This window comes from Rhodococcus sp. C1 (assembly GCF_020809065.1).
Taxonomy (GTDB): Bacteria; Actinomycetota; Actinomycetes; order Mycobacteriales; family Mycobacteriaceae; genus Rhodococcus_F; species Rhodococcus_F qingshengii.
This window is the reverse complement of the sequence record NZ_CP078080.1, coordinates 2,863,166-2,877,553: the sequence shown is the minus strand read 5'-3', so window position 1 is coordinate 2,877,553 and position 14,388 is coordinate 2,863,166. Positions and strand designations below refer to the sequence as shown.

Genomic DNA, 14,388 nt, shown 5'->3' with positions numbered 1-14,388 from the left:
CAGAGTCTTTTCGTGACGATCAGCGGTCCATCACCCGAATCAGAGATTCAGCGAACGTCCGATGATCTCCTTCATGATCTCGGTTGTGCCACCGTAGATGGTCTGCACACGAGAGTCCATGTACGCCTTGGCAACCGGGTATTCCTTCATGTAGCCGTAGCCTCCGTGCAGCTGGAGGCAGCGGTCGATGAGCTTGACCTGAGCTTCGGTGGTCCACCACTTCGCCATCGCAGCTTCCTGCACGGTCAGCTTCTCGGCATTGAGCTGCTCGATGAACTTGTCCACCAGGATGCGCACTGCCGTGGTCTCCGTTGCCAATTCGGCCAGTACGAATCGGGTGTTCTGGAAGCTGCCGATCGACTTGCCGAATGCCTTGCGGTCACGGCAGTACTGGATCGTGCTCTCGAGAACCGATTCCATTGCGGCGGCAGCAACGACGGCGATCGAGAGTCGTTCCTGGGGAAGGTTCTTCATCAAGTAGAAGAAGCCCATTCCCTCTTCGCCCAGCAGGTTGGCAGCGGGAACGCGTACGTCGGTGAAGCTGAGTTCGGCGGTGTCCTGAGCCTTCATGCCGATCTTGTCGAGATTGCGTCCTCGCTCGAAGCCGGGCATGTCCCGCTCGACCACGAGGAGGCTGAAGCCCTGAGCACCCTTGTCCGGGTCGGTGCACGCGACAACGATGATGATGTCGGCGTTGATTCCGTTGGTGATGAAGGTCTTCGAACCGTTGAGTACCCAGTGGTCCCCGTCGCGAACTGCTTTCGTCTTGATGCCCTGCAGGTCGCTACCGGTACCCGGTTCGGTCATCGCGATCGCCGAGATCAGCTCACCCGACGCGAATCCGGGTAGCCAACGCTGCTTCTGCTCCTCGTTGGTCAACTCCAGGAGGTACGGCGCCACCACGTCGTTGTGCAGCGTGAAGCCGATACCACTGAAGCCACCCTTGGTGGTTTCCTCGGTGATGATCGCGTTGTAGCGGAAATCCTTGACACCGCCGCCGCCGAATTCCTCAGGTACCGCGGTTCCCAGGAATCCCTGCTTTCCGGCCTCGACCCAGACGTCACGATCGACGATGTTCTGCTCTTCCCACTTCTCGTGGTTCGGTGCCACGTGCTGTGCCAAGAACTTCTGGTACGACTCCCGGAAGAGTTCATGTTCCGGTTCGAACAGGGTGCGCTCCACGCCGACTCCTTGCAATTCGATATACGGCACTTCAGTGATGTACCCGGTGGGGACGATGTACCCGGTCGGGATGTTTTCGCTAAGACTGGGCACGCCGAAGTTCGCGGGCCCACGTCACTGCCTCCGACGGTAGAACCTGTTGCGATACCCGTCGATGACCCGAACGATCACGATTCGTGACTGTAGCGGTTATCTGTTACTCGAAGTACGGAATTTGGCTAGGTATCGCATGATCGGGTAGGCGACCAGGATGCCGATCGACCCCCAAGCGATGCCGCCCAGCTCGACCGAACCAATGGTCAGCGTCAGGTTCCCGATGCCGGCAACCAGTGCGGCAGCGGCGACGGTCAGGTTGACCGGATCGGTGAAGTCCACCTTCGCTTCCATCCAGATGCGCACACCGAGAATGCCGATGAGTCCGTAGAGAACCATCGTCGCACCGCCGATGACGCCGTTCGGAACCGTGAAGACCAGTGCACCGAATTTGGGCGAAAATGCCAGGATCACGGCGGTGGCGGCCGCTACCCAGTACGCCGCGGTCGAGTACACACGCGTCGCTGCCATGACCCCGATGTTCTCGGCATACGTGGTGGTTCCGGATCCGCCGCCGGCGCCCGCCAAGGTCGTGGCGAGACCGTCTGCAAACAGCGCATTGCCGGCCAGATCATCGAGGGACTTACCCGTCATGGCGGACACCGCCTTGACATGTCCGACGTTCTCGGCGACCAGAACGATCACCACGGGCAGCGCGAGCACGATCACCGACCAGTCGAACGACGGTCCGTGCAGACTCGGCAGCCCGAACCAGTCGGCTTCGCGCAGAGCGGACACTCGTTCACTGTCGAGACCACCGATGACCGCGGCGAAGACCCAGCCGATCACGACGCCGACCAGAATGCCCAACCGGCCGAGCAGCCCGGGACCGACGACCGTGACCAGCAGGATCGAAACGAGCGTGACCGTGGCGATCAGCGGCTGCGATTCGAAGGAACCGACCGCCGTCGGAGCGAGGTTGAGACCGATCAGCGCGACGACGGCGCCTGTCACTACCGGCGGCATGACGGCGTCGATGACCCGGCTGCCGATCAGACGTACGGCGACGCCGATCAACATCAACACGATGCCGACGGCCATGACGGCACCGAGCTGCGCGGCCGGGCCCGATCCTGCCGACGCTGTCAGCGGGGCGATGAACGCGAAGGACGAACCGAGATAGCTCGGGATCCGGCCCCGGGTGATGAGCAGGAACAGCGCGGTGCCGATACCCGAGAACAACAGCGTCGTCGTGACGGGGAAGCCGGTGATGGTCGGAACGAGCAGTGTCGCTCCGAACATCGCGATGACGTGCTGCATCCCGATCCCGATGGTGCGCGGCCAACTCAGTCGTTCGTCCGGCGCCACGACGGCGCCGTCGGCGATCCGCTTGCCGTCTCCGTGGACAGTCCAGCCGATTCCGCCGGCCCCGGTCATTGTTTCTCGTTCGATCACAGGTCGAAATACTAGAGGTCAGGCGCTCGGTCTCCGACCGAGACCAACGAAACCAGTTCAGCTGATTGCGTCGGCCGCCGCTTTGCGCGCTGCCACCGGATCACCGGTTGCCAGCACCGCCGCCGCAGCCGCCTCACATTGCGCCATGGTGACTGACCCGACCTTCGCTCCCACACCCGCGACCGACGCCGCAGCGCACGACAGCGAGGAAACTCCGAGTCCGGCCAGAACACACGCCAACAGTGGATCGGCGGCCGCCTCACCGCAGACGCCGACGCGCTTGCCTGCCGCCTGACCGGCCTGGGCCGTACGTGCGACAAGGGCGAGCACCGCGGGCTGCCACGGATCGGTCAGGTCGGCGAGTTCGGAGGACATCCGATCAGCGGCCATCGTGTACTGAGCGAGGTCGTTGGTACCGATCGAGAGGAATTCGACGTGTTCGAGAATCTGGTCGGCCAACAGCGCCGCCGCCGGGATTTCGACCATCACACCGGGAACAAGATCGCGTGCCCGCACCGCATCGGCAAAACGTTTCGCCTCGGCCGGGGTGGCGATCATCGGTGCCATGACCCACGGGGACGAGTTGGTCGACGCCGCGGCTGCCGCGATCGCGTCGAGCTGGCGGTCGAGAATTCCCATGTCCTGCCAGGCGATTCGGACCCCACGAACGCCGAGGGCCGGATTCGCTTCCTCTTGATGGTTGGCGAATTTGAGCGGCTTGTCCGAACCCGCGTCCAACGTGCGAATGATGACCTTCTTTCCTGCGAAGGCCTCGAGAACTTCGGCGTAGATCGCCGCCTGCTCGTCTACGGTCGGTTCGGTCTCACGGCCGAGGAAGCAGAGTTCGGTCCGGAAGAGCCCGATGCCTCCCGCTGCGGTCAACGCCGCGGCGCGAGCGCCCGCGCCGTCTTGAACATTGGCGAGAACGTCTACCGGCCGACCGTCCGACGTCCGGCCTGGTCCGGTCCACGTGCTGACGCGTTCGCGATCGATCCGGGATTGTTCGACCAGTTCGCGCGCCTGTTCGGGATCCGGCTCCGCGATCACGTCGCCGGTGGTTCCGTCGATCAGAATCGGTGTTCCGGCCGCGATGGATTCCAATTCCTTCGCAGCCACGATGCACGGGATGCCCAACTGCCTCGCGATGATTGCCGTGTGGCTGGTCGGGCCGCCGAAGATGGTCACGAGTCCGATGATCTTGGTTGCATCGAGGCCCGCGGTGTCCGCAGGAGCCAGATCGTCCGCGCACAGCACCGACGGCGTCTCGGGCATCGGAACTCCGGGTTCGGGCAATCCGGAGAGTTCGGCGATCACGCGGTCGCGGATGTCCTCGAGATCGGTGACGCGCTCGGCCATCACACCGCCGACCTTGGTGAACAGCACCACGAACTGCTCCGTCGCCGCGATCGCAGCCTGCACCGGGGGCACTCCGCCGGCGATCGACTTCTTGGCCGCCCCGATCCAGCCACGATCAGCTGCCATCGCCGCGTTGGCCTGCAAGACCTCGGCGGCCGCGCCTGTGGCTTCGGCAGCCCGTCCGAGAAGGCGGTTCTCGACCGCCTTCGCTGCTGCGACGAAGGCGTCTGCAGCTGCCTCTCGATCGGCCTCGTCGAGGGCCGGTGCATCGGTGACGAGTTCTGGTCGGCTGGACGGCCAGGTAGCCGGGCCGTAGGCAATTCCGGGCACGACGGGGGTGCCGTGCACGGTGATTCGGTTGAGCTGTTCGGTCATCTGTCCTCCTTGAGCGATGGGCCCGGTGTCACACCGGATCACCTCGAGCGCGTAAAGCCCTCACCTTCGTTGTGACGAAGATTACTCCCAAGTCTTGACATGTCAACACACTCGGGCGTAAAACAACATAAAGCAACATTCACTGTGATCCACAACGCACCGTCGGATCACATTTCGGAATCGGAGAGCACGTGTACGCGGAAGAACGCCAACAAGCGATCGGCACCATGGTGTCGCAGCGCGGACGCATGTCCGTGGCGGCGCTGTCGGAAACCTTCGGTGTGACCACCGAGACCGTGCGTCGCGATCTGGCCTTCCTCGAGCGGATCGGACAGATCAGGCGTGTACACGGCGGCGCCGTTCCGACCGGATCCCTCCACGTGACCGAACCTGGCATGGCGGAACGCGATCAGACCCGCGCGCAACAGAAAGACCGGATCGCCCGCTGCGCGGTCACCTATCTCCCTCCTACCGGCGGCAGCGTCATCTTCGACGCGGGCACGACCACGGGTCGCATGATCCCCGAACTACCGACCGAGAACGACTTCACGGCCGTGACCAATTCCGTGCCGATCGGCGCACGACTGGCATCGATGAACTCGATTTCCCTGATCCTGCTCGGCGGACGAGTACGCGGGGTGACGCAAGCCGCGGTCGGCGAGGACGCTCTACGCCTGCTGAGCACGTTGCGGGTCGACGTCGCCTTCGTCGGAACCAACGCGATCAGCGTCGGGCACGGACTCTCCACCCCGGACAGCGAGGAGGCCGCCGTCAAACGAGCGATGGTCAAGGCCGCCAATCACGTTGTCGTGTTGGCCGATTCCAGCAAAGTCGGCCGCGAGCACTTGATCAGCTTCGCGCCACTCGACAGCATCGACGTCCTCATAACCGACGAAGAGATCAGTCCCACAGACACATCCGAGTTCCACGACCACGGAATCGAGGTGGTGATCGCATGATCGTCACACTGACAGCCAACCCGAGTATCGATCGGACCGTACAACTCGAGCAACGGCTCGAACGAGGCTCCGTCCTACGCGCCCACTCCACTCGCAGCGACCCCGGCGGCAAGGGGGTCAACGTCGCGCGTGTTCTCGCCGCAGCCGACCTCGACGTGCTCGCCGTTCTACCGGGAAATGGTGGCGATCCGTTGCTCTCGGCGCTCGCAGCCGGTGGGATTCCCCACATCGGCGTCGCCACAACGGGTCCGGCTCGCACCAACATCACCATCGCCGAACCGGACGGGACCACGACGAAGATCAACGAGCCCGGCGCAACGCTGTCCGGTTCGACGCTCGACGCCCTGGCACAGGAGTTGATCGCCCGCGCCGATACCGCACTGTGGTTCGCGCTGTCCGGCTCACTGCCTCCCGGCGTTCCGCTGGGGTGGTACGGCGAACTGGTCGCCGCGCTGCGCGATCACCCGTGCAAGGTGGCGGTCGACACCTCGGACGCCCCACTGACGGCACTCGCCGAAGGCTTCCCCGGCTCGGCACCTGATCTGCTCAAACCCAACGGCGAGGAACTCGCGCAACTGACCGGCGTCGACGGCCACGTCCTCGAACGTGCTGCCGAGAACGGTGATCCCGGGCCTGCAATCACGGCGGCGCAGCGATTGGTCGATCGCGGAGTCGGCAGCGTGCTCGCCACGCTCGGCGCAGCCGGGGCCGTCCTCGTCACGGCCGACGGCGCGTGGATCGCCACCGCACCCCCGATTGTCGCAGTCAGTACCGTCGGCGCAGGCGATTCGTCGCTGGCCGGCTACATCCTCGCCGAAGCGGGCGGCGGCTCGGAATCCGAGCGGCTACGTCACGCGGTCGCCTACGGAAGCGCCGCTGCCTCCCTTCCCGGCACAACCCTTCCCACACCCGAACAGATCGATCTGGCAGCGGTTTCGGTATCTGCAGCAGATGCCGCCTCTCCCATCCCCGTCCCCACCGAACTCGCCTGACGCCCTAAGGAACCTGACATGTCCGATACCACCGCAGCCGGCAGTTCCGGCCCGGAGATCATCAGTCCCGAACTGATCTCACTCGACACCGACCTGGGTTCGACCAAGGAAGATGTCATTCGTTCTCTCGCAGCGCGATTGACTGCAGCGGGACGGGCGAGCGACGCCGCGGGACTGGTCGATGCCGCACTCGCTCGCGAAGCGCAGTCCGCGACCGGACTGCCCGGCGGAATCGCAATTCCCCACTGCCGCGCCGAGGCTGTCTCGTCCGCGTCCCTGGGGTTTGCTCGACTCGATCCGAAGGTCGACTTCGGTGCACCCGACGGCCCCGCCGATCTGGTCTTCCTGATCGCGGCACCCGAAGGCGCCGGGGCCGAGCACATGAAGCTGCTCTCCTCGTTGGCCCGAGCACTCGTCAGGCCCGCGTTCGTCACGTCACTTCGTGAAGCGTCGACGCCGGACGAGATCGTGAGACTGGTCGACGAGGTACTCAATCCCGCACCGAAGGATCCTGCAGCAAAGGCTGCGGCAGCTACACCCCCGGCACCTGTTTCCACCGGGAAACACGCTACCGAGGAGACCCCGGCACCAGCGCCCGCGGAGCGTCACATCGTCGCGGTCACCGCCTGCCCGACCGGAATCGCTCACACCTACATGGCGGCGGACTCACTCGTCGCCGCGGGTGAACGCGCCGGCATCAAGGTTCACGTCGAAACGCAAGGTTCAAGCGGAAGCACCCCCCTTGACCCTTCGGTGATCGCGGGAGCCGCCGCGGTCATCTTCGCCACCGACGTCGGAGTGAAGGGCCGCGAACGATTCGCCGGTAAGCCCGTCGTCGCTTCCGGTGTGAAGCGGGCAATCAACGAGCCGGACAAGATGCTCGCAGAAGCGTTGCGCGCCTCCGAGAATCCCGCCGCCGCCACCGTTGACGGCACCGCCGCAGCGGCCGCGGATTCCGATGCCGGTTCCGTAGGGTTCGGCACCCACCTCCGTCAGGTCCTCCTGACCGGTGTCAGCTACATGATCCCGTTCGTCGCGGCCGGCGGTCTGCTGATCGCACTCGGCTTCCTGCTCGGCGGATACGAGATCTCCGGTCCGGCCAAGGACATCGTTCTCAACAACTCGATCACCAACCTTCCCGACGGTGGTCTGGCCACCTATCTCGGCGCAGTGCTGTTCCAGATCGGTTCGTTGGCATTCAGCTTCCTGGTGCCCGCGTTGGCCGGCTACATCGCCTTCGCCATCGCCGACCGGCCTGGCATCGCTCCCGGCTTCACAGCCGGCGCGGTCGCCGTGTTCGTCGGTGCCGGTTTCATCGGCGGCTTGGTCGGTGGTCTCATCGCCGGTGTCGTCGCGCTCTACATCGGCCGGATCGCCGTCCCGCAGTGGCTGCGAGGCCTGATGCCGGTGGTAATCATCCCGCTGTTCGCGACGCTGGTCGTCGGAGCACTGATGTTCATCGTCCTCGGGCGTCCGCTCGCCGCGATCACCTCCGGTCTCACCGACTGGCTCAACGGACTGTCCGGCAGCTCGGCCATCTTCCTCGGCATCATTCTCGGCCTGATGATGTGCTTCGACCTCGGTGGACCGGTCAACAAGGCGGCTTACGCCTTCGCCGTCGCCGGACTCAACGTCAACGACCCGGCCACTTTGCGCATCATGGCGGCTGTCATGGCTGCCGGTATGGTTCCGCCGCTTGCCATGGCACTTGCCTCGACGGTGCTGCGTCCCAAGCTCTTCAGCGAAGCCGAACGGGAGAACGGAAAGGCTGCCTGGTTGCTGGGTTCGGCTTTCATCTCCGAGGGCGCGATTCCGTTCGCCGCTGCCGACCCGCTTCGCGTGATCCCCTCGATGATGGCGGGCGGCGCGGTCACCGGCGCGCTGATCATGGCTTTCGACGTCACTCTCAGCGCCCCGCACGGCGGGATCTTCGTCTTCTTCGCAGTCGGCGGAATCGGCTGGTTCCTGGTCTCGCTCGCCGCGGGAACCGTGGTAGCTGCGCTCGCCGTCGTCGGAGCCAAGGAGTTCTTCCGCAAGGGGCCGTCCGATGCCGAACTCGACCCCGAAATCGTGCCCGCTGCGGCATGATCGACAGCAGGCAACACTGCAGTCACCACCTGAGTCACCAGATCTGCCCGAACACCCCATAACGTCCGCAACGACAGTTCTACAACGAGGAGATCCCATGCCCAGCAAGACAGTTGCCGTCGGTTCCGCAGTCGGCCTCCACGCCCGCCCCGCCGCTCTCATCGCCGAAACAGTCGGAGCCTCCGGCGCCACGGTCACCCTCGCAGTCGCCGACGGCGAACCCGTGGATGCAGGTTCGGCACTGATGATCATGACGCTCGGAGCCGCCAAGGACACCGAAGTAACCATCGAGTCCGACGACGCCGACGCACTCGCCAAGGTCGCCGAGCTGGTAGCCGCTGATCTGGACGCCTGACCCGATGTCAGTCGGTGCTGTGTAGCGGGCCGGACACTCTCACGGAGTCAGTGCGAGTGTCCGGCCCAGCCAGTCCATTTCGAGTTCCAGAGCAGTGCCCCACACATCACCCGAGTGCCCGCCGGGAAGGGTGTAGTAGTCCACGTTCATGTCGGCGGCGCGTGCAGCCTCGAACATGATCTCCTGCTGAGGGCGGTAGATGTCGTCGTCCTCACCCGCGACAAATACACCCGACAACTGCGGATACCGATTCTGCGCCATCAGGTCTCGGGCGTTGACCGCGTCGAACGCGCTTTCGTCACCGTCGAACATGGCCGCCACGGTGTCCTCGTGATCACCGGTCGACGGTTCGTCCTGGCCGGAGAAGTCCAGGAACGACGGGTATCGGTCCGGGAAGTTCACGGCCATCTCGATCGCGCATGTCCCGCCGTAGGAGAACCCACCGATAGCCCATTGCGCAGCGTCCGGATTCACTTGAAGGTTCGATTCGATCCAGTTCGGGACGTCCTGGTCCAGATACGTCGCGACGTTGCCGAGCGCAGAATCCATGCAGCCGGGGTTGGCGTCGTAGTCCCCCAACGCGTCGGGCACCACCACGACGGGAGCAAGCCCGGAATGCCTCGACGCATAGGCGTCGACGGTGGTCGCGAGCCGGCCACTGTCCAGCCAGTCGCTGGGGCTGCCGGGCTCACCCGCCACCAACACCAGTACGGGCAACTCGGCACGCGGATCGGCAAGATAGGCCGGCGGGAGATACAGCGTCGCCGGCCTCGCGTCGAATCCCGAAACGTTTCCTGGAATCGCCGCTTCCGTCACGACACCGTTGCTCGGCATCCGCACCGGAACCTGCCAATGAGTTTCGGTGGGCAGTCCCCGTTGTACCCAAGGTTCGGCCCCGGGGAGCGAATCGAAGGCAACGTTCTCGACCGACCCGACCGGCCAGTGCCCGACCAGTGAGCCGAGCGTGGGATAGGTGCCGGTCTGCGCGTTGACCTGACCCACTGCGACGATCGCGGCCAGCCCGGCGAATGCCGTCACCGAAAGGCCACGCGCAAGCCCTGGGCGCCGAAGGAGAACGAGTGCGGCGCCGATGACTCCGAACATCGCCAGCGCTATCCAGACAAAATTCGACGCCGGTAGCTGCGCGGGCAGCGGCCGAAAGCTGAGCCACACGAACGTCGCACCGGTGGCTGATCCGAGCACTGACAGACCTAGCGCGACCAACGCGGCCCGACGCGGCAACCACCGAAGCAGAAGCAACGTGCCGACGCCGACGATGACGGAACCCACGAGCAGCGCTGCGGTGATGTGTCCGTGCTCGAGTGACATACGCGAGAGCCGCGTCAGGAGTTGATGCCCGTGCATTCGTTCCAGTATCCACATCTACCGTCGGTCTGCGAATTCGTGGAATTATTTGGGAATCAGCGGCGTCGTCGAAATCTCACGAACGCCGCGCCCCCGATCGCACATCCTGCCGCGACCAACCCGGCCCACACGAATGTCCACGGATCGACCCCGACACCGACCGAACCGGCAGACGAGTCAGCCGTCGCTTCTGTCGCGTCCACGAGCGCTCGCATCACGTACACCGGAGGCAACGCTCCGCCGGCAGATTCCGAACCGATCAGAACATCGCCCGCATCGTTGAATGCCACCGCCTCACCCTGAGGCTCCTTCGGGAGCGGGATCCGCAGCGGTTCGGTACCGGTGAGCGTCGCGCCGATTCCGCCGTCCACGACTTCGTACAGGTACAGGTCGGAGTAACTCCGAAGTGCGATCGCCGAACCGTCCGACGACACCGCTCCCCCGGTGAACATCACCGACACGGGCTTCTCCGGTCCGAGGGACACGGCTCCGACGCGCTCGAGCGGCGTCGGGCCGGGCTGCGCCAAGTCACTCAGTTTCTGATCCCCGACCGGTGTGTAGACACTGCTTTCGCCGAACAATTCCTTGGTCACGACAAAAACGTGGCCGTCGGGGTCGAGCAGTATCGACTCGGTGTCGTGCGCACCGTCCGGGTACGTGAGGCGGTGCAACGTACCGTCGCCGGAATCGAGGTCCATCGTGATGAACGCCACTGTTTCGCGGGTCCGGAGGTTGTCACCGGTGTCCGACAGAACGAGCGTTCGCCCACTCACCGCAAGATCTTCGACGTCGTAAGGATCTATCGGGACCGGAATCTGTTTCTGGACAACACAGTTCAGGTCCATTTCGAATACGAAGTCGTCACTGCCGCCGTCGCCCATCGCGTAGATCCGATCGTCGACGACGACCATCCCCGACAACTCCTGGAGCGCAGGATCGGTAGGCGTACAGAGTGGGGCGAACTCGCTCGGTTCGAACGACGACGCCTGTGCGAGCGCTCCGGGAAGCAGTACGGTTGCCGTCGTCGCAGCAATCACCGCGACCACGGCCCCGAAACTACGCACTAGGTGCGTACTCGACCAATGCCGAGGCCAACATCTGTGGCACGCGTGCGTGCACCCGCGTTCCCGCCTCTTCGTGAGTCGATTCCAAAATCGTTCCGTCCGAGTGGATTCGAGCCATCAAGTCACCGCGCGTGTACGGCACCAGCACGTCGACCTCGACCTCCGGCCGAACCAGCACCTCGCTGAGATGTGCTCTTAGTTCGGCGATTCCCTCACCCGTCCGCGCCGAGACGAACACGGCACCAGGCAACAGACCACGTAGTTGCGTCAACGTAACCGGATCTGCCGCGTCGATCTTGTTGACCACGATCAACTCCGGCGGAGCCTTCGAATCCGTCTCGCGCAGAACATCGGTGACGACTTCCCGCACAGCCTTGATCTGTTCTGTCGGCAACGGATCCGAACCGTCGACGACGTGCAGCAGCAGATCCGCGTCGGTCACTTCCTCGAGAGTTGAGCGGAATGCCTCGACCAACTGAGTCGGCAGGTGTCGCACGAAGCCGACCGTGTCGGTGAGAACGTACTCGCGGCCGTCGTCGAGTGCTGCGCGGCGAGTGGTCGGGTCCAAGGTGGCGAACAACGCGTTCTCCACGAGCACACCCGATCCGGTGAGCGAATTGAGCAGACTCGATTTGCCCGCGTTGGTGTATCCGACGATGGCGATCGACGGGATGTCGCTCTGCAGTCGACGTGTGCGCTTGGTGTCGCGAGCGGCCTTCATGCCCTTGATCTCGCGGCGTAGTTTTGCCATGCGCTCACGAATACGGCGGCGGTCCGTCTCGATTTTCGTTTCACCGGGACCACGCAGACCCACACCGCCGTTACTGCCGGCACGGCCACCGGCCTGGCGCGACATCGACTCGCCCCAACCACGCAGACGCGGGAGCATGTACTCCATCTGAGCAAAAGCGACCTGCGCCTTACCCTCACGCGAAGTGGCGTGCTGAGCAAAGATGTCGAGAATGAGAGCTGTCCGGTCGATGACCTTGACCTTGACGATCTTCTCCAGCGCCGTGAGCTGCGCCGGCGTCAGCTCACCGTCGCAGACGACGGTGTCGGCGCCGGTCGCCAGGACTACTTCGCGCAGTTCCTGCGCCTTGCCGGAACCGATGTAGGTGGCAGCGTCGGGTTTGTCGCGACGCTGAACCAGTCCTTCGAGGACCTCGGAGCCGGCCGTCTCGGCAAGTGCGGCCAACTCGGTCATGCTCACCTCGGCCTGCTCGGCAGTTCCCTGCGTCCAGACGCCGACCAGGACAACTCTTTCGAGTCGAAGCTGGCGGTACTCGACTTCGGTGACGTCCTCGAGCTCGGTCGACAGACCGGCCACGCGGCGCAGGGCGCCGCGATCTGCGAGTTGCATCTCACCGGTCGACGGGTTGCCCGATGCGGACGCTGCCGTGTATTCGGCTTGCGCGTACTCGGACTGCTCGTGAGCGGTGGACTCTTCGTTTTCATGTGTGTTCGTCATACAAGATCCATGGTCCCACGAAACCTGGCCACGGTGCATCCGTATTTCCTGCAGGCGTATTTCCCGCGGGCGATATCACACAAGCGATTGCCACCAGGCATCGCTGATCGTCCCGTTCGCCACCAGAACCGAGGGCCCCCGCAACGACCCTTTGCCGCCTTCGACGGTGACCTGCACCTCGCCACCGAGCACGCGCACCAGTACCGAGCCTTCATCGCGGCCGTCGTACCTCAGCGCCGCGGCCGCCGCTGCGACCGTTCCGGTTCCGCAGGAACGAGTCTCGCCCACACCACGCTCGTGTACGCGCATGTGGACCCCACCGTCGTGGATCGGCGTCACGATCTCGATGTTGACCCCGTGCGGGAAGAACCCGGGATCGAAGCCCGGAGAAACACTCAAATCGAGCGCACTCAAAACTTCTGCCGTCACGTGCTCGTCGACACACGCCAAATGCGGATTACCGACGTCGATGCCGACGCCGGCGAAGACGCGGCCGTCGATTGTTGCCGAACTGGTGCCGAGGTCCTTGATCGGGCCCATCGCCACGGTCACGTCACCATGTGTGGCGTCGTAGCCGTGCACCACGACCGGACGCGCTCCGGCGCGGCTGCCGACCACGAACTCGTCCTTGCTCTCCAAGCCCGAGGCCTTGAGATAGTGGGCGAATACGCGAACTCCGTTTCCGCACATCTCCGCGATGGAGCCGTCGCTGTTGCGGTAGTCCATGAACCAGTCTTCGGCAGCGACGCCGTCGGGCAGCGCACCGAGCACGCCCGCGTCCGCAAGTGCGCCTGCCCGGGCGACACGAAGGATGCCGTCGGCGCCGAGGCCACGCTGACGATCACACAACGCTGAAACTCGCGTCGGCTCGAGATCGACCCGAACGTCGAGGTCAGGGAGAACAACGAAGTCGTTCTGCGTGCCGTGGCCCTTACTGAAATCCATGGTCGCCATCCTATCCGGACCTGCCGACCGACTCACGCAGGTGACGCGGTGACCACGACGTTCTGTTCGTACGTGAAGCCGGACGGCAACGAGGGGTCGGGCACGGTTGCGCCGCCGCAGGTCACCAGGACAAGCCTGGGCGCACCGGATTCGGAGAAGAACTCCGCAGGCAAAGCCACCTTTTCGTACAACTTCAGGCTCGCTGCGTGATAGGTGAACATCGTTCCGGTGTCGTCACTGACATAGATCGGTGTTCCAGGCTTCATCTGGTGCAGCCCCCACAAGGCGCCGTGCGTGCGGTCACCGTCGTCGACGTGGCCGGCAACAAGATTGGTACCCTCCGAAGATCCGAACTGCACGCCGTTGGTGAAATGCGAAACCTTGTCAGGATGCGGAAGGATCATTCCGCGGTTGGCGCCGAACCCACTGGTCACGATGTCGGCTCGCACATCCAGATCGGGAATCGCGAGCGTGTTCGGCGGCAGATCCGTTGGCGCAGGCGCCCACGTCGCCCCTGGATCGGTTGGGGCTCCCACATCGAAGGGCGCTTCGGGAACAGGTGCGCTGATGGGCTTCCCGGCCGCACTCACCGCAAAGTAGATCAGTACCCCGCCGACCGTGAGAAATGTGACGAGCAGAAGAACCAGCGGTAGCCGACCCGCGCGTCGACGTTTCGGATGCGCGTGCGCCGCGGTCTGCGCCATGCTCGTTGACCTCCAGTTCATCGCTCGCGAAACCGATCGATCGCGAA

Annotated in this window: 12 protein-coding genes; 4 read left to right on the top strand and 8 right to left on the bottom strand. The window is 64.3% G+C overall.

Annotation, left to right across the window (positions count from 1 at the left end):
* Positions 1 to 39: 39 nt before the first annotated feature.
* The 3 genes from KTR60_RS13310 to KTR60_RS13300 form a co-directional block, all read right to left on the bottom strand.
* Entirely contained in the window at positions 40 to 1,182 is a 1,143-nt protein-coding gene (locus KTR60_RS13310) for an acyl-CoA dehydrogenase family protein (protein ID WP_007735194.1), read from the bottom strand.
* A gap of 189 nt (positions 1,183 to 1,371) precedes the next feature.
* A complete protein-coding gene (locus tag KTR60_RS13305; protein ID WP_020907537.1) occupies positions 1,372 to 2,652 on the bottom strand; it encodes a uracil-xanthine permease family protein in 1,281 nt (426 codons plus the stop codon).
* A gap of 75 nt (positions 2,653 to 2,727) precedes the next feature.
* Positions 2,728 to 4,401, bottom strand: coding sequence for a putative PEP-binding protein (locus KTR60_RS13300; RefSeq protein WP_007735192.1), 1,674 nt, complete (start codon positions 4,399 to 4,401; stop codon positions 2,728 to 2,730).
* Positions 4,402 to 4,592: 191 nt separating this feature from the next.
* On the opposite strand from KTR60_RS13300, the gene KTR60_RS13295 reads away from it, so the two are divergent.
* The 4 genes from KTR60_RS13295 (at position 4,593) to KTR60_RS13280 (ending at position 8,795) form a co-directional block, all read left to right on the top strand.
* On the top strand, positions 4,593 to 5,360 hold the full coding sequence (locus KTR60_RS13295) for a DeoR/GlpR family DNA-binding transcription regulator (protein ID WP_007735191.1): 768 nt from the start codon (positions 4,593 to 4,595) through the stop codon (positions 5,358 to 5,360).
* On the top strand, positions 5,357 to 6,352 hold the full coding sequence (locus KTR60_RS13290) for a 1-phosphofructokinase family hexose kinase (RefSeq protein ID WP_007735190.1): 996 nt from the start codon (positions 5,357 to 5,359) through the stop codon (positions 6,350 to 6,352). Before KTR60_RS13295 ends, KTR60_RS13290 begins: the two co-directional genes overlap by 4 nt.
* A gap of 18 nt (positions 6,353 to 6,370) precedes the next feature.
* Positions 6,371 to 8,440 carry a PTS fructose transporter subunit IIABC gene (locus KTR60_RS13285; RefSeq protein ID WP_007735189.1) on the top strand — a complete coding sequence of 690 codons (2,070 nt, stop codon included), beginning with the start codon at positions 6,371 to 6,373 and terminating at the stop codon, positions 8,438 to 8,440.
* Positions 8,441 to 8,537: 97 nt separating this feature from the next.
* Positions 8,538 to 8,795 carry an HPr family phosphocarrier protein gene (locus KTR60_RS13280; protein WP_228402219.1) on the top strand — a complete coding sequence of 86 codons (258 nt, stop codon included), beginning with the start codon at positions 8,538 to 8,540 and terminating at the stop codon, positions 8,793 to 8,795.
* A gap of 39 nt (positions 8,796 to 8,834) precedes the next feature.
* On the opposite strand, the gene KTR60_RS13275 is transcribed toward KTR60_RS13280, so the two are convergent.
* The 5 genes from KTR60_RS13275 to KTR60_RS13255 all read right to left on the bottom strand — a co-directional run bounded on the left by KTR60_RS13275 (position 8,835) and on the right by KTR60_RS13255 (position 14,341).
* Positions 8,835 to 10,160: an alpha/beta hydrolase gene (locus tag KTR60_RS13275; RefSeq protein WP_007735188.1), complete on the bottom strand. Its 1,326-nt coding sequence runs from the start codon at positions 10,158 to 10,160 to the stop codon at positions 8,835 to 8,837.
* 56 nt (positions 10,161 to 10,216) lie between these two features.
* A complete protein-coding gene (locus KTR60_RS13270) occupies positions 10,217 to 11,206 on the bottom strand; it encodes a hypothetical protein (protein WP_228402218.1) in 990 nt (329 codons plus the stop codon).
* Between the two features lie 10 nt (positions 11,207 to 11,216).
* Entirely contained in the window at positions 11,217 to 12,692 is a 1,476-nt protein-coding gene (gene hflX / locus KTR60_RS13265) for a GTPase HflX (protein WP_228402217.1), read from the bottom strand.
* A gap of 75 nt (positions 12,693 to 12,767) precedes the next feature.
* Positions 12,768 to 13,637 (bottom strand): diaminopimelate epimerase, encoded by an 870-nt coding sequence (gene dapF, locus KTR60_RS13260; protein WP_210378360.1) that lies wholly within the window; start codon positions 13,635 to 13,637, stop codon positions 12,768 to 12,770.
* A gap of 32 nt (positions 13,638 to 13,669) precedes the next feature.
* Positions 13,670 to 14,341, bottom strand: a complete 672-nt coding sequence (locus KTR60_RS13255; protein WP_007735179.1) for a class F sortase — start codon at positions 14,339 to 14,341, stop codon at positions 13,670 to 13,672.
* Positions 14,342 to 14,388 lie beyond the last annotated feature (47 nt).